Source organism: Sulfurimicrobium lacus (assembly GCF_011764585.1).
In the GTDB taxonomy this organism is placed as follows: Bacteria; Pseudomonadota; Gammaproteobacteria; order Burkholderiales; family Sulfuricellaceae; genus Sulfurimicrobium; species Sulfurimicrobium lacus.
In genome coordinates this window covers 384,018-400,205 of record NZ_AP022853.1, presented here as the reverse complement: position 1 = coordinate 400,205, position 16,188 = coordinate 384,018, and the positions used below count along the sequence as shown (strand labels likewise).

The 16,188-nt window shown below is 60.4% G+C and carries 18 protein-coding genes and 1 tRNA gene; 6 read left to right on the top strand and 13 right to left on the bottom strand.

The window, feature by feature from the left end:
• Positions 1–8: 8 nt before the first annotated feature.
• The 5 genes from SKTS_RS01940 to purE all read left to right on the top strand — a co-directional run bounded on the left by SKTS_RS01940 (position 9) and on the right by purE (position 4,957).
• The gene (locus tag SKTS_RS01940; protein ID WP_342343001.1) at positions 9–2,276 is read left to right on the top strand and encodes a nitric oxide reductase activation protein NorD; all 2,268 of its coding nucleotides are present in this window, start codon (positions 9–11) and stop codon (positions 2,274–2,276) included.
• Between the two features lie 5 nt (positions 2,277–2,281).
• On the top strand, positions 2,282–2,749 hold the full coding sequence (locus SKTS_RS01935; RefSeq protein WP_173059540.1) for a NanQ anomerase/TabA/YiaL family protein: 468 nt from the start codon (positions 2,282–2,284) through the stop codon (positions 2,747–2,749).
• Positions 2,746–3,456: a DNA alkylation repair protein gene (locus SKTS_RS01930; protein WP_244617420.1), complete on the top strand. Its 711-nt coding sequence runs from the start codon at positions 2,746–2,748 to the stop codon at positions 3,454–3,456. The genes SKTS_RS01935 and SKTS_RS01930 overlap by 4 nt, the downstream gene beginning before the upstream one ends.
• A 66-nt stretch (positions 3,457–3,522) precedes the next feature.
• Complete coding sequence (locus SKTS_RS01925) at positions 3,523–4,407, top strand: phosphoribosylaminoimidazolesuccinocarboxamide synthase (RefSeq protein WP_173059537.1); 885 nt, start codon at positions 3,523–3,525, stop codon at positions 4,405–4,407.
• 10 nt (positions 4,408–4,417) lie between these two features.
• Positions 4,418–4,957 carry a 5-(carboxyamino)imidazole ribonucleotide mutase gene (gene purE, locus SKTS_RS01920; protein ID WP_173059534.1) on the top strand — a complete coding sequence of 180 codons (540 nt, stop codon included), beginning with the start codon at positions 4,418–4,420 and terminating at the stop codon, positions 4,955–4,957.
• A gap of 61 nt (positions 4,958–5,018) precedes the next feature.
• Here purE and SKTS_RS01915 read toward each other — a convergent pair.
• The 10 genes from SKTS_RS01915 to SKTS_RS01870 all read right to left on the bottom strand — a co-directional run bounded on the left by SKTS_RS01915 (position 5,019) and on the right by SKTS_RS01870 (position 11,923).
• Positions 5,019–5,094, bottom strand: a tRNA-Thr gene (locus SKTS_RS01915).
• 52 nt (positions 5,095–5,146) lie between these two features.
• Positions 5,147–5,560: a ClpXP protease specificity-enhancing factor gene (locus SKTS_RS01910; protein ID WP_244617419.1), complete on the bottom strand. Its 414-nt coding sequence runs from the start codon at positions 5,558–5,560 to the stop codon at positions 5,147–5,149.
• Between the two features lie 6 nt (positions 5,561–5,566).
• Positions 5,567–6,166, bottom strand: a complete 600-nt coding sequence (locus SKTS_RS01905) for a glutathione S-transferase N-terminal domain-containing protein (protein WP_173059531.1) — start codon at positions 6,164–6,166, stop codon at positions 5,567–5,569.
• A 112-nt stretch (positions 6,167–6,278) separates the two neighbouring features.
• Positions 6,279–6,998, bottom strand: a complete 720-nt coding sequence (locus SKTS_RS01900) for a cytochrome c1 (RefSeq protein ID WP_173059528.1) — start codon at positions 6,996–6,998, stop codon at positions 6,279–6,281.
• Positions 6,999–7,027: 29 nt separating this feature from the next.
• A complete protein-coding gene (locus SKTS_RS01895; protein WP_173059525.1) occupies positions 7,028–8,263 on the bottom strand; it encodes a cytochrome b in 1,236 nt (411 codons plus the stop codon).
• 4 nt (positions 8,264–8,267) lie between these two features.
• Positions 8,268–8,861 (bottom strand): ubiquinol-cytochrome c reductase iron-sulfur subunit, encoded by a 594-nt coding sequence (gene petA, locus SKTS_RS01890; protein WP_173059522.1) that lies wholly within the window; start codon positions 8,859–8,861, stop codon positions 8,268–8,270.
• Positions 8,862–8,963: 102 nt separating this feature from the next.
• Positions 8,964–9,554: a molybdenum cofactor guanylyltransferase MobA gene (gene mobA / locus SKTS_RS01885; RefSeq protein WP_173059518.1), complete on the bottom strand. Its 591-nt coding sequence runs from the start codon at positions 9,552–9,554 to the stop codon at positions 8,964–8,966.
• On the bottom strand, positions 9,551–10,291 hold the full coding sequence (locus SKTS_RS01880) for a tRNA threonylcarbamoyladenosine dehydratase (RefSeq protein ID WP_173059514.1): 741 nt from the start codon (positions 10,289–10,291) through the stop codon (positions 9,551–9,553). The genes mobA and SKTS_RS01880 overlap by 4 nt, the downstream gene beginning before the upstream one ends.
• A complete protein-coding gene (locus tag SKTS_RS01875; protein WP_244617418.1) occupies positions 10,284–11,162 on the bottom strand; it encodes a cation diffusion facilitator family transporter in 879 nt (292 codons plus the stop codon). Before SKTS_RS01875 ends, SKTS_RS01880 begins: the two co-directional genes overlap by 8 nt.
• Positions 11,159–11,923, bottom strand: a complete 765-nt coding sequence (locus SKTS_RS01870) for a TatD family hydrolase (protein ID WP_173068835.1) — start codon at positions 11,921–11,923, stop codon at positions 11,159–11,161. The genes SKTS_RS01875 and SKTS_RS01870 overlap by 4 nt, the downstream gene beginning before the upstream one ends.
• A gap of 357 nt (positions 11,924–12,280) precedes the next feature.
• On the opposite strand from SKTS_RS01870, the gene SKTS_RS01865 reads away from it, so the two are divergent.
• Positions 12,281–12,649 carry a S24 family peptidase gene (locus SKTS_RS01865; protein ID WP_173059511.1) on the top strand — a complete coding sequence of 123 codons (369 nt, stop codon included), beginning with the start codon at positions 12,281–12,283 and terminating at the stop codon, positions 12,647–12,649.
• On the opposite strand, the gene mutY is transcribed toward SKTS_RS01865, so the two are convergent.
• From mutY to SKTS_RS01850, 3 genes are read right to left on the bottom strand one after another with little or no spacing between them, the layout of a single operon-like run.
• Positions 12,646–13,710 carry an A/G-specific adenine glycosylase gene (gene mutY, locus SKTS_RS01860; RefSeq protein ID WP_173059508.1) on the bottom strand — a complete coding sequence of 355 codons (1,065 nt, stop codon included), beginning with the start codon at positions 13,708–13,710 and terminating at the stop codon, positions 12,646–12,648. The genes SKTS_RS01865 and mutY overlap by 4 nt on opposite strands.
• A 20-nt stretch (positions 13,711–13,730) precedes the next feature.
• Positions 13,731–13,934, bottom strand: coding sequence for a hypothetical protein (locus SKTS_RS01855; protein WP_173059505.1), 204 nt, complete (start codon positions 13,932–13,934; stop codon positions 13,731–13,733).
• A gap of 49 nt (positions 13,935–13,983) precedes the next feature.
• Positions 13,984–16,170, bottom strand: coding sequence for an AsmA family protein (locus SKTS_RS01850; RefSeq protein ID WP_173059502.1), 2,187 nt, complete (start codon positions 16,168–16,170; stop codon positions 13,984–13,986).
• Between the last annotated feature and the right edge of the window lie 18 nt (positions 16,171–16,188).

The window sequence follows — 16,188 nt, the reverse complement described above, 5'->3', positions numbered from 1 at the left end:
ATATAACCGTGGTTGAGGCGAACACAGAGTACGAACATCCCTTGATGAAGGGCTACCGCGAACAGCTCAACTGCGGCTTTCCTCAGGTCAAGGATGTCTTCGACGATTGCATGGCGGAAGCACTCTCCATGTTGTCGAAGGACGGCATCACCGCCTACCTGGAGGGGGCTGGCTTTCTGTGCAGGATGGGGCGCGGTGTCGAGCCGACGCTTGTTTTCCTCGAGGAATGGCCCTCAGTCGCCAAAAATCTCGGCGAGTCCGCCCTGCCGGCGATCATGGAATTCATCCACAAAATGCACAAGTCGCCCAACGGCAAGGCGATCGTGCCCTTCCTGCAGACGCTGGCAGCCGCGTCCCGAAGACTCCACTCCCAGGAGCAGATGCAGGATTACATGGAACTGGCGCTGGATTTCATGAGCCGCACCACCGGGTCAATTCACGGTATTCACACCACCTTCGCCAGCCCCGGCCTGCCCGAGCTATTTGCCCAGACGCCCTACCTGCTTAGCCAGATTTCCCTGCAGGGGCTGAAAAACTGGGTCGAGTACGGCATCCGCAATTATGGCGACCACCCCGAACGGCAGATCGACTACTTCAGCCAGCAATCGGCGGACAGCAAGGCCGTCATGCAGCGCGAACGCCACGGCACCCTGCTGGTGGATCATGAACGCAAGCTGGGCCTCTATCTGCGCGGACTGTGGGAACACCACGATTACCTGATTCCCTATTCCCTGGGCTTCGACGAGCTGCGCAAACCCATCCCCTACTATGACAAGCTGGGTATCCGCCTGCCGGATGTGCATGACGACCTGAACGGCATTTCCGGTATAGACCGCTACCGCGCTACCCTTGCCCATATCATGGGCCACAAGCGTTGGACGACCGCCATATTTGCCGACAACTTCAGCCCCTTCCAGCGCATGTCAGTCGAATTTCTCGAAGACTCCCGCGTGGAGCATCTCGCCATGCAGGAATACCCCGGCCTGCGCCGTATCTTCATGGGCTTGCACCCCGTTCCGGCGGAAAATGCTTGCGATCCGGAGAAGGAATCCGCCATCCGCCATCGTCTGGCCATGCTGTCACGAGCCATCCTCGACCCGAAGCACCCTTACCAGGATCCGCTGATTATCGACTTCGCCCAGCGCTTTCATGACCTGATGCAAGGGGGAAATTCCAGCACCCAGGAAATAGCCGATCTGGCTGTATCTTTCGGTGCCAAGGCGCGCCGCCAGAGCGACCAGTTGCCCAAGATTCACTTCAAGGACACCGAGGTCAGCTACCGCGACGACAACAGGCAGATGTGGAAATTTATCGAGGAAGGCGACGAAGAAGAGGCGTTCGACCAGCAACGCAAGGTCGATGAAGGCGAAGAGATCAAGGGTCTGCCGCCGCGCCACTACCCCGAGTGGGACTATCTCAGCCAGACCTTCCGCCCGGACTGGGTAAGCGTATACGAGGCATTACATCCCAAAGGCAACGCGGCCGACATCGACAAGCTGCTGGCGAAAAACGCTGCCCTCGCCAAGCGCCTGAAACGCATGCTGGACCTGCTCAAGCCACAGGAAAAAGTGCGCATCCGCTATCAGGAAGAAGGCAGCGAACTGGACCTGGATATCGCCTTGCGCTCCCTGATTGACTTCAAGAGCGGCGCCAGTCCTGACCCGCGCATCAACATGAGCCACAAGACCAGCGGGCGCGACATCGCCGTGATGCTGCTGCTTGACCTGTCGGAATCCCTCAACGAAAAAGTCGCTGGAACCGAGCAAACCATTCTCGAACTCAGTCAGGAAGCAGTCTCGCTGCTGGCCTGGTCGATCGACAAACTGGGCGACCCCTTCGCCATCGGCGGCTTCCACTCCAACACCCGGCACGACGTGCGCTATCTGCACGTCAAGGGCTACAGCGAGAAATGGGATGACGAAGTTAAAGGCCGCCTGGCGGCGATGTCCGCGCAATACTCCACCCGCATGGGCGCCGCCATGCGCCACGCCGCCCACTACCTGGAAAACCAGAAGGCCGAGAAGAAACTCATGCTCATCCTCACCGACGGCCAGCCCGCCGACGTGGACACCAAGGACGAGCGCATGCTCATCGAGGATGCGCGGCAAGCCGTGAAGGAACTGGACTCCAAGAGCATTTACACCTATTGCATCAACCTCGACCCCAAGGCGGACGAATATGTTAGCGACATTTTCGGCAAGCAGTACACCGTGGTGGACAACATTCAGCGCCTGCCGGAACGCCTGCCGGAACTGTTCATGGCGCTCACCAAGTAAACCATATGATATTCGACACCCTTGCCAACGCTGATCGCTACGTCGCCCTGCATGCGCTGTTTCCGCGCGCCTTCGAGTTCCTGCGCAACACCGATCTGAAAGCACTGGCTCCCGGGCGCTATCCCATCGAAGGCGAGCGTCTGTTCGCGATTGTCGAGACAGCTCCAGGGCGCAGCCGCGAGCAGGCCAAACTGGAGCGTCACCGCAAATACATCGACATCCAGTTCGTGCTCGAGGGCACGGACGAGATGGGATGGAAAGCGGTGAGCGAATGCAACGAGCCGGTCGCCGATTACCGTGCCGAGAAGGACATCCAGTTCTTCCGCGATGCGCCGGCGAGCTGGATTGCCACGCCGCCGGGCGCCTTCTGCATTTTTTTCCCGGAAGATGCGCACGCTCCACTGGTGAGCAATGGTCAAATCCGCAAGGTGATTCTCAAGATTGCGGCGCATGAAGTAATAACGAACGCTTGAAAATTTCCACGCCCCTGCCCGAAATCCAGTCCCGGCTGCACAGCCTCGCCAGCCCGGAAACCGCCCGCATCCTGCAGAGATTCTTCAAAACCGCGCCGGGGCAGTATGGCGCGGGAGATGTGTTCCTCGGCATCAAGGTTCCCGCAATCCGTGCGGTGGCCAAGGAATTCCCGGATGTAGGACTCGATACCACGCTCGACCTGCTCCACTCCCGCTTTCACGAGACGCGTTTACTGGCGCTACTTTTTCTGCTGCGTCATTTTTCTGCCGGCGATGCTCTTGAGCGCCGCAACGTATATCAGGCCTATCTAGCCAACACTGCCTGGATCAACAACTGGGATCTGGTGGACCTTTCCGCGCCGCCTGTGGTTGGCGCTTATCTGGCGGATCAGGCGCGCGACCCGGTATACCAGCTGGTTCGCTCGCCCTCCCTGTGGGAACGTCGCATCGCCGTGGTGGCGACCCTGCATTTCATCCGCAGCGGCGATTTCGACGACATTCTGCTGCTCGCCGAACATCTGTTGAATGACCGGGAAGACCTGATGCACAAGGCTACCGGCTGGATGCTGAGAGAAGTGGGCAAGCGCGACCAGGCACGGCTGGAAATTTTTCTCGGTCTGCATGGCCGGAACATGCCGCGCACCATGCTGCGCTATGCCATCGAACGCTTTCCGGAAACTTTGCGCCAGGCTTACCTGAGAAGATGATCGGGCAAGTTCCGGGCTCCCTCAATCCGGGGTAAAATCCGGGCTTACGATTTTTTAGGAATTCCCATGACCGAAGCTCTGTTCCAAACCGATATCAAGAGCCTGAAGCTGCTCAATCGCGGCAAGGTGCGTGACATCTACGAAGTGGATAGCGAAAAGCTGCTGATCGTCACGACCGACCGCCTTTCCGCCTTCGACGTCGTACTGCCCACCCCGATCCCCGGCAAAGGCGCGGTGCTGACAGGAGTTTCCAATTTCTGGTTCGACAAGCTCAAACACATCGTACCCAACCAGCTCACCGGCGTGTCGGCTGAATCCGTGGTCGCGGACAACGAAAAAGATCAGGTCGCCGGCCGTGCCCTGGTGGTCAAGAAGCTCAAGCCCCTGCCGATCGAAGCCATTGTGCGCGGCTACCTGGTCGGCTCCGGCTGGAAGGAATACCAGAAAAGCCAGAGCGTGTGCAGCATTGCGCTGCCCGCAGGAATGCGCGAAGCCGACAAGCTGCCGCAACCGCTGTTCACCCCGTCTACCAAGGCCGAAGTCGGCGCCCACGACGAGAACATCAGCTACGCCAAAGCCGAAGAACTGCTCGGCTCGGCGCTGGCTGGAAAAGTGCGCGACGTGTGTATTGCGCTTTATCTCGAAGCCGCCGAATACGCCGCCACCAAGGGCATCATCATCGCCGACACCAAGTTCGAGTTCGGCCTGGACGAGGGCGGCGAGCTATACCTCATCGACGAAGCCCTGACACCCGATTCCTCGCGCTTCTGGCCCGCCGACCAATACCAGCCCGGCGCCAACCCGCCCAGCTTCGACAAGCAATACGTGCGCGACTGGCTGGAGTCCATCGGCTGGAACAAGAAACCGCCCGCACCGGAACTTCCGCCGGAAGTCGCGGCAAAAACCGGCGAAAAATATCGAGAAGCCTTGAACAGGTTAACCGGAAACTAGGAGAACGCGCGTGGCAACGACCAAGAAGACCCCAGCCAGGAAACCCACCGCCAAGATACTGGTAGGCATCCTCACCGGCAGCCCCAACGATTTGCCCACCGTGGTCAAGGTGCGCGACACACTGAACGAACTCGGCATCGCCAGCGAAATCGTGGTGGCCTCGGCGCACCGCACCCCCGACAAGGTTACCGCCTACATCGACCGTGCCCACAAGGAAGGCGTGCAGGTGCTGATCGGCTGCGCCGGCATGGCCGCCCACCTGGCTGGCGTCATCGCCGGCCACACGCACCTGCCGGTGATCGGCTTGCCGCTCTCGGGAGGGGTGGTGTCCGGCCTCGATGCGCTGCTCTCTACCGTCCAGATGCCGCCCGGTGTCCCTGTCGCCACCGTGGCTGTGGACGGCAGCAAGAACGCAGCCATGCTGGCTGCACGCATCCTGGCGTTGAAATATCCGGAAATCAATCTGGCGCTGGGAAAAGCGGCGAAGAAAGAACGCGCCCGTTACGAACAGAACGCAGATGAGGCGCTGGCGAAATTGACCGCCCACTGATTGACGGATTGTGTGGCGGTAAAATAAAAGGGTTAAGCATTTCTGCTTAACCCTTTTTGTTTGGTGCCGGATGTCGGAATCGAACTGACGACCTTCGCATTACAAGTGCGCTGCTCTGCCAACTGAGCTAATCCGGCAATGGGGCTGCATTATAAGTGCGTTGGCCCGCTTAGACAAATCATGTTTTAGTTATTTTACGACCTTCAGGGACGGCTTGCCGCGCTTCGGACCGGGATCGTCTGGTTGGGGCGCCACCGGTGCGGGCAAGTCCTCTCCTTCGGAAATAGGTTCCTCACGACCAAAAAACAGGCCCTGGCCGTTTTCCTTGGCGTAAATGCCGAGCACCGCACCGACGGGCACGAAGATTTCGCGTGCCACGCCGCCGAAGCGGGCGTTGAAGCTCACCCATTCGTTGTCGATAGTGAGGTTGGGAGTCGCACCGGCACCGATGTTGAGAACGATTTCGCCATCCTTGACGAACTCCATCGGAACCTGGCAATTCTTATCCACCGCCACCGTCAGATAGGGCGTCAGGCCGCTGTCCGCGCACCACTCGTAAATGGCGCGCATCAAGTAGGGTTTGGTCGAGATTTCCTGCGTCACGGCGGTTTACTTGCGCATCGCCTTCTCCGACGGCGTCATGGCTTCGATATAAGCCGGCCGGGAGAAAATACGCTCGGCGTACTTGAGCAGGGGAGCGGCCTGTTTCGGCAACTCGATGCCATAGAAATCGAGACGCCACAGCAACGGCGCGATCGCCACGTCCAGCATGGAGAACTCGTCGCCCAGCATGTGCTTCTGCTTGGAGAAGATGGGCGCCAGCTGGGTGAGATTGTCGCGAATAATGGTGCGAGCCTTGTCCGCGGCTTTCTGATTACCTTTAACGATGTCTGCGATGTGCGCGAACAGTTCCTGCTCGAAACGGTAGAGAAAGAGACGGGCACGGGCGCGCATCACCGGATCGGCCGGCATCAGTTGCGGATGCGGGAAACGCTCATCGATGTATTCGTTGATGATGTTGGATTCGTGCAGAATCAGGTCGCGTTCGACCAGCACCGGCACCTGGTTGTAGGGGTTCATCACAGCCAGGTCTTCCGGCTTGTTCTGCAGGTCGACATCGATAATTTGGAAATCCATGCCTTTTTCGAACAGCACGATGCGGCAGCGCTGGCTGAAGGGGCAGGTGGTTCCGGAGTAGAGGGTCATCATGGAGTTATGCTTCCTCTGAATATGGGTTCAAAAATTAACGGAGCAAAAAATACGGCGCCGGTTACGCTCTGAAAGCGTACCGGCGCACGGAGTTCCCGCGTGGGAAAGCGGCTTAGTGAATATCTTTCCAGAACTCTTTCTTGAGGTAATAGGCAACCACACCGAAGAAGGCCAGGAACAGCAGCACATACACACCAAGGCGCATGCGGATTTGCTGGGCAGGCTCGCCCATGTAGACCAGGTAGTTGACCAGGTCTGCGACCATTGCGTCATATTCCGGCGCGGTCATGGTACCGGGCTTGACCAGCACCAGCTTGCTGGTTTCATGCTCGCCGTGTTTTTCCACGTGCAATTCCTGATCGCCTTGCAGGCTGTACAGTACATGCGGCATGCCGACCTTGTCGAATACGGTGTTGTTCCAGCCGGTCGGACGGGTGTCGTCGCGGTAGAAGCCGCGCAGGTAGGTGTAAAGGAAGTCCGCACCGCGGGAACGGGCGATCACGGTCAGGTCGGGCGGAGTGGCGCCGAACCACACCTTGGCATCCTCTTTCTTCATGGCCACGTTCATGGGCTCGCCCACTTTTTCGGCCGCGAACATCAGGTTGTCCTTGATCTGGTCGTTGGTCAGACCGATGTCCTGCAAGCGGTTGTAACGCATGTACGACGCGCTGTGGCAGCTCAGGCAGTAGTTGACGAAAGTCTTCGCCCCGCGCTGCAGCGACGCCTTGTCGTTCAGATCGTAAGGCGCCTTGTCGAGGTGCAAGCCCACGTTTGCCTGGGCCACCACCGGTGCTGCCAGAGCCAGCAACAACAGTTTTTTGATTATGTTCATGTTAACGAATCCCATTCTATGCGTTCTCATTAACCCGTCACCCGGGCTGGCTCAGGCTTGGTCTTGTCGATCTTGGTATACCACGGCATCAGGAAGAAGAAGGCGAAATAGATCGCGCTCAAAATCTGGGCAAAGATGGTATAGAGCGGAGTGGATGGCAGCACGCCAAGCACACCTAGACCGACGAAGCTAAAGACGAACAGGCCGAGCCAAACCTTGTATACCGTGCCGCGATAGCGGATCGATTTGACCTTGCCCTTGTCCAGCCATGGCAGGAAGAACAGGATCATCACCGCGACACCCATGGCGATCACGCCGGGGAACTGCGAACCGAACATCGGCGGCACAGCGCGCAGAATGGCGTAGAACGGAGTGAAGTACCAGACCGGTGCAATATGTGCCGGGGTCTTGAACGGGTCAGCCGGAACAAAGTTGTTGTATTCCAGGAAATAACCGCCCATGTCCGGTGCGAAGAACACAATTGCCGAGAACACCATCAGGAACACCACTACGCCGACAATATCCTTCACCGTGTAATAAGGGTGGAAGGGGATGCCGTCCAGCGGAATGTGGGTAACCGGGTCCTTGTTCTTCTTGATCTCGATGCCATCCGGGTTGTTAGAGCCGACTTCGTGCAGCGCAAGAACGTGAGCGACCACCAGGCCGAGCAGCACCAGCGGAACGGCGATCACGTGGAAGGCGAAGAAGCGATTCAAGGTGGCGTCGCCGATAACGTAGTCACCGCGAATCCATACCGAAATGTCCGGACCGACAAAAGGAATGGCGGTGAACAGGTTGATAATCACCTGGGCGCCCCAGAAGGACATCTGGCCCCAGGGCAGCAGGTAGCCCATGAAAGCTTCAGCCATCAGCGCCAGGTAGATCAGCATGCCGAAGATCCAGAGCAGTTCGCGCGGTTTGCGATAGGAACCGTACATCAGGCCGCGCATCATGTGCAGATACACCACGATGAAGAACGCCGAAGCGCCGGTCGAGTGCAAGTAGCGGATCAGCCAGCCCCATGGCACGTCGCGCATGATGTATTCCACCGAGGCAAACGCCATGGCGGTATCAGGCTTGTAGTTCATGGTGAGGAAAATGCCGGTAACGATCTGCATCACCAGCACCAGCAGTGCCAGGGAACCGAAGAAGTACCAGAAATTGAAGTTCTTTGGTGCGTAGTACTCGGAAAGATGCGCCTTCCAGTTGGAAGTCAGCGGGAAGCGCTCGTCAATCCAGCCAACCAGTTTAGTCAGACTGTTCATTTAATTAGGCCCCCTTGCTGTCATCACCGACCAATAACCGGCCGTTGGCGAGATACTTGTGTTTCGGAATAACCAGATTGGTCGGCGCGGGAACTCCGGAATATACGCGCGCTGCCATGTCGAAACGGGAACCGTGGCAGGGGCAGAAGAAGCCGCCGGCCCAGTCGGAACCCAGATCGGCAGGGGCCATTTCAGGGCGGTAGGTCGGCGAGCAGCCCAAGTGGGTGCAGATACCGACTGCCACGAGAATTTCAGGCTTGATGGAACGAGTAGCGTTCTTGCAGTAGTCGGGTTGCTGCGGCACTTCCGACTTGGCGTCGACCAGCTTGTCATCATGCTTGCTGAGCAAAGCGAGCATTTCCTTGGTGCGGTTGACAACCCACACCGGCTTGCCTTGCCACTCGACGTTCAAGATCATGCCCGGTTCGATTTTGCTGATATCCACTTCCACCGGTGCGCCCGCCGCTTTGGCGCGCTCACTGGGCAGCATGCTCATGACAAAAGGTATAACGGCACCTACCGCCGCTACCCCGCCGACTGCAGTAGTGGCGGCGATCAGAAACCTCCGCTTGCTGCGATCCACTTCATTCATACTCATATCCACATCCCTGTTCAACGAGACCGAAAAAATTTAAAACCCGGATTGTACCGAATTTTTACCAGACAATTCCATCCTTTTATGAGGAAAAATTAGATTTCGCTAATAATCCAGTTTATTTTCCGCTTCCGACAATTCTTCGGGCGTGTTGATGTTGCGAAAAATCAACTCATCCTCGAATGAAACCGCGATGGCACGCAATCCGTCCTGCCATTCGCCCACCCGACGCCCGCCGCGCGCGATGAAATCGCCCAATCCGGCGCGCAAATGGCTGTAGCCGAGACAGATCACCCGCTGCAAGCGGCCACCGGATGCGGCAACGGCCAGTTCGGCATCGCCTGACAACAAACCATCGCGCAGCCGCTGCACCAGGTCGGGCGGCAAAAATGGGGTATCGCAGGGCACGCTCAGCCAGAGCGGATGTTTCGCGTTTTCCAGCGCGCGGTGCAACCCGGCCAGCGGACCGGGGAAATCGGGCATAGCGTCCGGCAGCACGGCAAAGCCCAACTCGCGGTAGCGCTCCAGGTTGCGATTGGCGCTGATCAGCACCTCGTCCACCTGGGGCGCGATGCTGTCCACCACCCAGCTGACCAAGGGCTTGCCGCGCAGCACTTGCAGACCCTTGTCGACTTCGCCCATGCGCTGCCCTCGCCCACCGGCGAGGATAATCGCAGTGACGGCAGGCGCGGTCATTCTTTCAGCAACGCCTGGATCACCGCCCCCGCCAGCATCAGTCCGAACAGCGGCGGCATATAGCTGATGGTGCCGTTCACCGCGCGCGCGCGGCCCGGCCCTTCGACCGGCTCGGGCGGCAGCGGCGCGCTCGGCTGTTCGTCCGAGAAAACTGTAAGAACGCCTTTATAGATACCGTAGTGACGCCCCAGGCGCTTGCGCATCTGCTTGGCCAGCGGGCACATTTCGGTCTTGCCGATGTCGGCGATCTTGATCTTCCCCGGATCGAGCCGGTTACCGGCACCCATGCTGGAAGCGACGCGCAGACCGCGCTTCACGCTCTCGCCCACCAGCGCCACCTTGCAGGCCAGGGAATCGATGGCGTCGACCACGTAATCGCAATCGGGCACCAGATCGTTGACGTTCTCGCTGTTGAGAAAGATGCGCAGGATTTCGAGCTGGCATGCCGGGTTGATGTCCATGATGCGCGCCCGCATCAGCTCGCCCTTGGGCTGACCCACGGTGGAAAGCAGCGCCGGCAGCTGGCGGTTGATATTGCTGGTCGCCACCACGTCATGGTCGAGCAGCGTGATGCGTCCCACACCGGCGCGCGCCAGCGCCTCGGCGCAATAAGAGCCGACGCCGCCCAGCCCGGCGACGAAGACATGCATGCGCGCCAGGGTTTCGATGCCCGCGTCGCCAAGCAGGATGTGGGTGCGTTCGAATTGCGGCAGCAGGCCGCGCGTTTGATCAGACATGTATCTCCGGGGGTTCGACGTGAATAGTGATGGATGTTCGCGGCAGAGCCTCGGCAATCGCAGCCTCGATGCGGTCGCACAAGGCATGCGATTCGCTGACGCTGGCATCGCCGGGCAGCAGCAGATGAAATTCGATAAAGCGGCGCGCTCCCGCCTTGCGCGTACGCAGGTCGTGGAAAGACGCCCCGCTTGGCAACAGGCGCCGCACCTCGGCCTCGATGCGCGCCACCTCGTCCTGCGGCAGAGATGAGTCCATCAAACCGGCCATGGAACGGCGCATCAGACTCACCCCGGTCACGACGATGTTGAAACCGACCGCAACCGCCATGATGGGGTCGAGAATCTGCCACGACGGCGGCGCGAACATCACTACCGAAAGCCCGCCCAGCACCCCGGCGGAAGTCCAGACATCGGTCAGCAGGTGTTTTGCATCCGCCTCGAGGGTGATGCTGTCCTGCCTTACGGCAACCACGAGCATCACCCGCGCAGTGGCGAAATTCACCAGCGCGGCAACCAGGGAAATAACCAGACCTGGACCGAGATCGTGCAACGCCTGAGGGTGGAAGAACCGCTCCACGGCGGTATAAATGATGGACACCGCCGCCACCAGGATCAGGGTTCCCTCGACGCCGCTGGAGAAATACTCCGCTTTGTCGTGCCCATAGGCGTGATCGCTGTCTGCCGGGCGCGCCGCGATGGTCAGCGCCCCGAAAGCGACCAGACCGCCGGCAAGATTGACCAGCGATTCCGCGGCATCGGAAAATAGACTCACCGAATCGGTCAGATACCAGGCACCGAATTTGAGCGCCATGGTGACGAGGGAGGCCGCAATGGAAAGCAGCGCCATGCGCTGCAGGCTATTCAGGCTCATGCCAGCGCTCCCAGCACGGCCCGGGCATTCGCGCTGGTCGCATGCGCTACGTCCGCGATACCGATGCCGCGCAAATCGGCCAGGACTTGTGCGATAAGCGGCAGATACTCCGGGCTGTTGCGCTCCCTGGCGGCGAAAACGGGCGCCATATCCGGCGCATCGGTTTCCAGCACGATCGCTTCCAGCGGCAGCGTCGCCGCCAGCTCGCGCAAACGCGTGGCGCGCGGGTAAGTCATGGCGCCGCCGAAGCCCAGCTTGAAGCCCAGCCCGATGAACGCGTCCGCCTGCTGGCGGCTGCCGTTGAAGGCGTGCGCGATGCCGCCCTTCACTTTGATACGCCGCAAATGCTTGAGAATCCGGTCCTGCGCGCGGCGGATATGCAGCAGCACCGGCAAATCGAAATCCCGCGCGATCTTGAGCTGCTCGGAAAGATAGAACTCCTGCCCTTCCGCATCGAAATCCGGCACGAAGAAATCCAGCCCGATTTCGCCGATCGCCACCGGCTGGTGTTGCGCGACGGCAGCGCGCATCAACGCCAGATCATCCGGGCGCGACCGCGCCACATACATGGGATGAATACCCAGCGCCGCATGGCAGCCGGGATAGTTAGCACGACATGCGAGCACGTCCATGAAATTGGCGTATTCCACCGCTGGCACGACCATGGCCTCCACGCCCGCCGCGCGCGCACGGGCCGCCACCAGGTCGCGGTCGGCGGCGAATTCGGCGGCATCGAGATGGCAGTGCGTGTCGATCAGCATCCCGGGATTGTAACAGCCCGGCATTTTGGGAACCTCTGATTAAGTCAAACGCGGTCGCGACGGGGTATTGCGGGATGCCAGGCAAGGAAAGAGCCGCGCCGTGCAGTCATTCTGCACCAGCGACTCTTGACGCCGCATGGCGCCCGCAATACCCCGTCCCTTCGGGTTACATCGAAAACAGGCTTGCCCTGCGTTGCGCTCCTTGGCGTCGTAGGCACAGCTACGACCTGCGTTGCGCGCCTTGTTCAAGCCTGTTTTCGATGTAACGCGATCCGCGTTTGACTTAATCAGAGGTTCCCTTGCCGCCAGCTTCGGGATCAGTGTAGTATCAGAGCATTTCACTCAGGATTCAGCGCCATGCAGCACAAGAAAACCATCCCCATCCACGAAGCCGTATCGGAAGAAGAGCAGGCTCTCAGCGCCTGCTCCAGCGGCGAACCCTACGCCCTCATGGTGCTGGGCGACAGCATGCTGCCCGAGTTCGAGGACGGCGAAATCATCGTGGTCGAGCCGGAAGGTCTGGCGCGCGACGGCTCCTTCGTGGTGGCCTACCACAACGACGAATACACCTTCCGCCAACTGGTCAGCCACGAACAGAAATGGTTCCTGCGCCCGCTCAACGACATCTACCCGACCGAGGAAATCCCTGGCCTTGAAGCCGTCAAGGGCGTCGTAATCCAGAAAAAGAAGCCGGGCAAACGCAGTTCTTATAAGTCTTACGTTTAACTAGCGCCCGCTTTTTCCCGCATCACCTTGCCACACAGCAGCAACAGCTTCCGCACCGGGGTCGGAATCGCCGCGCCGAGCGCCTCCTGCAGGCCCAGCCACACGCCGCCCGGCTGATTCGCCCGGGGCTGGATGGTTTGCACCTCCAAGCGTTGCGGCCGGATGTGCAGGCGGAAGTGGGTGAAGGTGTGCTGCATGGCGGGAAACGCCTCCAACAGTCCGGTTTCGAAACCGAAACGCGCCAGGCTTACCTCTTGTGGGTCGTCGGCCGGCGAGATCTCGGGAAAACTCCACATCCCTCCCCAGATGCCCGTCGGCGGGCGTTTTTCCAGGAAAATCTCGCCTTGGCGCATGAGCAGCAGCATGGCGGTTTCCCTCTCCGGCAGCGCCTTGCGCGGACGCGGGCTGGGCAGTTCGTTCTGGCGCCCCTGGTGATGGGCGAGGCAATCCCGTCCGACCGGGCATTCTCCGCAGCGCGGGCGGCTGCGGCTGCAGACGGTCGCCCCGAGATCCATCAGCCCCTGGGTGTAGGCCTCGATTCCCTGTTGCGGCAGCAAGGCTTCGGCGTGCTGCCACAGCAGGGCTTCCACGCCTTTCTGGCCGGGGTGCCCTTCGACCGCACAATAGCGCGCCAATACCCGCTTCACGTTGCCGTCCAGGATCGCCCGGCGCACGCCGAAAGAAAACGCGCTGATCGCCGCAGCCGTGGAACGGCCTATCCCGGGCAATGCGAGAATCTGCTCGAAGTCCCTGGGAAATATGCCGCCATGCCGCTCCACCACCTGCTGCGCCGCCCGATGCAGGTTACGCGCCCGCGAGTAGTAGCCGAGCCCGCTCCAGTGGGCCAGCACTTCGTCCTGAGTTGCGGCCGCCAGCGCGGCGATATCCGGGAAGCTGGCGAGAAAGCGCTGGTAATAAGGGATGACGCTGGACACCTGGGTCTGCTGCAGCATGATTTCCGACAGCCACACCGCGTACGGGTCGCGGCTGTCCTGCCAGGGCAGATCGTGGCGTCCGTGGGCTTTTTGCCACTGGATCAGGGATGAAGCGAAGCCTGACATTGAAGGAACCTCTGATTAAGTCAAACGCGGTCGCGACGCGGTTTTGCGGGTGTCAGGCAAGAAGTGAGACGCGCCGTGCAGTCATTCTGCACCAGCGCCTCGCGACGCCGCATGGCGCCCGCAAAACCACGTCCCTCCGGGTTACATCGAAAACGGGCTTGCGCCGCGTTGCACTCCTTGGCATCGTAGGCAAAGCTACGACCTGCGTCGCGCGCCTTGCTCAAGCCCGTTTTCGATGTAACGCGATCCGCGTTTGACTTAATCAGAGGTCCCTTAACGGAACAGCCCCTTGAGGCCCTCCTGCAGCTTGTCGACGGCACGCGCCTTGACTTCCTGCTTCACGCTCTCGGCAACCAGGGTATTGAAGTCCAGCGTAAATTTTGGCGCGGCGAACGGCCCCACGACGCGCACCGGCACCGTCACCCCCTTTAGCGCCGCCAGCTCGCGCCCGCCCTGCCCTTCCAGGCTGCCCACCACGGTGGCCCTGGCGAGATAGTTCAGCGTTTCGCCGCCGATGTCGATATCGCCGTTGCCGGACACGCGCAGCAGGGGCGACTTGCCGGACAGGTCGTCGTTGTGCGCCACGCCGCGGTTGACATTGAAGCTGGCGGAAAGCTCGGAGAAATCGGTTTTTTCCTGCACGTTGGCGACCTGCGTTTTTTCGCCTTTGAGGGCGCCTAGCTGGGCCTTGGCTTCGCGCAGCCGCGCCGCGATGTTGATGCCCTTCACCGCGCCGTCGCGCAGCACGAGCCCAGCCTTGCCCTGCAGGGTTTTCTTCATGGCCCCGACAGTGCCGCCTTCCGCGCGCAGATCGAAGTTCACGCTGCCCTTGCCCTCCAGGACGTCCTTGTTCAGGGCATCTTTCAGCAGCGGGCCGATGCTCACCCCGCTGATGCTCTGGCGCGCTGCGATTTTCGGCCCCGCGGCATTGACCAGCACGGCGCCGCTGGCCGTTCCCTGGTAGAGGCTGGCGGCGAGCGGGCTGACATCCAGTTGCCCCCCGCCGGCCTTGAAGTCCAGGCGCACGTTGCTGGCCTTGACGTTGTACAGCTTAAGGCTGCCGACCCGCACGCTGCCGCTTGCGTCGAGCGTTTTCAGCAGCGAGAAATCGAAAGGCTTTTCCGGCTGGCTTTGCGGCGCCTTGGCCGGCAGATAGCGGTCGGCGTCGATGCGGTCGACGTCGAGATCGAGCGCGATGTGCGGGTTGGCGAAGGGGCTGATGCCGGCTTTGAGCTTGATATTGCTTTCGTCCAGGCGCGAGGTCAGGTCCACCTTCGCGCTCAGCGGCTGCAGGCCGAGCTGTGCGGAGCCGGCAAAATCCAGCTTCATGCCCCCGCCGGGCATTTTCTTGTCTTTTGCCGCCAGGTTACCCTTCAAAGCGGACAAGGAAAATTGCTTGTCCTTAAAATTGCCGTTCAGCGGCGAGGACAGTTTTCCCTTGTACTCTGCGCCGGTCCGTGTGGCGCTCACCTCGACGTTCAGCATGCCCGCCTTGAACGACCGGCTGTCGTCCGCGATGGAAGGGATGCTCGCCACCAGGCTCATCTCGCCGCCATCGCCCTGCTGCACTTTCGCCACCAGTTCGATTTTTTCTGTCGCCATCTTGTCCGCCGCCCACTCCAGCTTGGGGGCGGTCAACCTGACATCGATATCGTCGGCGCCCTTTTTCCCCGCCACGGCCGCCGCCAGATTCTCCGCCAGCAGCGTGCCCGCGCCCTGGTCCAGCGCCACGTCGCCCTTGAGACCCACGGCAAGCTTGCTCAACCCGGCCGCCTCGCCGCGGATTTCGAGATTCATGCCCTTGACCGCATAACGCTTGGCTTCGGTATCGAAGGTCAAACCGGTTTTTACGTGGAAGTGAGCCTTTACCTGCGGCTTGTCGCCCTGCAGGTCGAAGTCCGCCTCGGCCTCGGTGGGCTTGCCATTGGCCAGCCGCCCGGTCCTGACCTTGATGTCGCTCACGGCCAGCTGGCGCCCGCCCATCTCGTCGCGGAAGGAAAGGGCGCTCTTGTCGACGTGTACGCTGTCGATGTCGAACTTGATCTGCTGATCCTCCTCTTCCTTCTTCAGCAGGTCGTCGAAGTTGGTCGTGCCGTCCTTGAAGCGCACCAGATTGGCCCTCACGCCTTCGATGCGCACCTGGTCCACCACCAGCTCCTTTTTCAGCAGCGGCCACCACGATAGATACAGACGCGCGCTTTCCACCGCCGCGAATTCCTTCTCGCCCTGAAATTCGCTCACCGAAGCACGCCCAAGATCCAGCCCCAGCTTGGGAAAGAAAGCCAGCTTGATATCGCCGGCAAGAGTGAGCGTGCGCTGCTTCTTCTCCTTCACCATTTGCACGATCAGCGGCTTGTAGTCGTTGGGATTGATCGCCAGCGAGGCGACCACCAGCAGCAGGACGAAGAGAACCCCCGTTCCAGCAAGCGCGGCAAGGCCGTATTTGAGGTACTTGTTCATGGCTTGGAGCCCGATGGG

Excerpts from the sequence above, each read along its gene's own strand:
- SKTS_RS01935 (WP_173059540.1), top strand. The coding sequence starts at position 2,282 with ATGATATTCGACACCCTTGCCAACGCTGATCGCTACGTCGCCCTGCAT.
- SKTS_RS01925 (WP_173059537.1), top strand. The coding sequence starts at position 3,523 with ATGACCGAAGCTCTGTTCCAAACCGATATCAAGAGCCTGAAGCTGCTC.
- SKTS_RS01905 (WP_173059531.1), bottom strand. The coding sequence starts at position 6,166 with ATGATGACCCTCTACTCCGGAACCACCTGCCCCTTCAGCCAGCGCTGC.
- SKTS_RS01900 (WP_173059528.1), bottom strand. The coding sequence starts at position 6,998 with ATGAACATAATCAAAAAACTGTTGTTGCTGGCTCTGGCAGCACCGGTG.
- SKTS_RS01895 (WP_173059525.1), bottom strand. The coding sequence starts at position 8,263 with ATGAACAGTCTGACTAAACTGGTTGGCTGGATTGACGAGCGCTTCCCG.
- petA (WP_173059522.1), bottom strand. The coding sequence starts at position 8,861 with ATGAGTATGAATGAAGTGGATCGCAGCAAGCGGAGGTTTCTGATCGCC.
- mobA (WP_173059518.1), bottom strand. The coding sequence starts at position 9,554 with ATGACCGCGCCTGCCGTCACTGCGATTATCCTCGCCGGTGGGCGAGGG.
- SKTS_RS01880 (WP_173059514.1), bottom strand. The coding sequence starts at position 10,291 with ATGTCTGATCAAACGCGCGGCCTGCTGCCGCAATTCGAACGCACCCAC.
- SKTS_RS01875 (WP_244617418.1), bottom strand. The coding sequence starts at position 11,162 with ATGAGCCTGAATAGCCTGCAGCGCATGGCGCTGCTTTCCATTGCGGCC.
- SKTS_RS01870 (WP_173068835.1), bottom strand. The coding sequence starts at position 11,923 with ATGCTGATCGACACGCACTGCCATCTCGATGCCGCCGAATTCGCCGCC.
- SKTS_RS01865 (WP_173059511.1), top strand. The coding sequence starts at position 12,281 with ATGCAGCACAAGAAAACCATCCCCATCCACGAAGCCGTATCGGAAGAA.
- mutY (WP_173059508.1), bottom strand. The coding sequence starts at position 13,710 with ATGTCAGGCTTCGCTTCATCCCTGATCCAGTGGCAAAAAGCCCACGGA.
- SKTS_RS01850 (WP_173059502.1), bottom strand. The coding sequence starts at position 16,170 with ATGAACAAGTACCTCAAATACGGCCTTGCCGCGCTTGCTGGAACGGGG.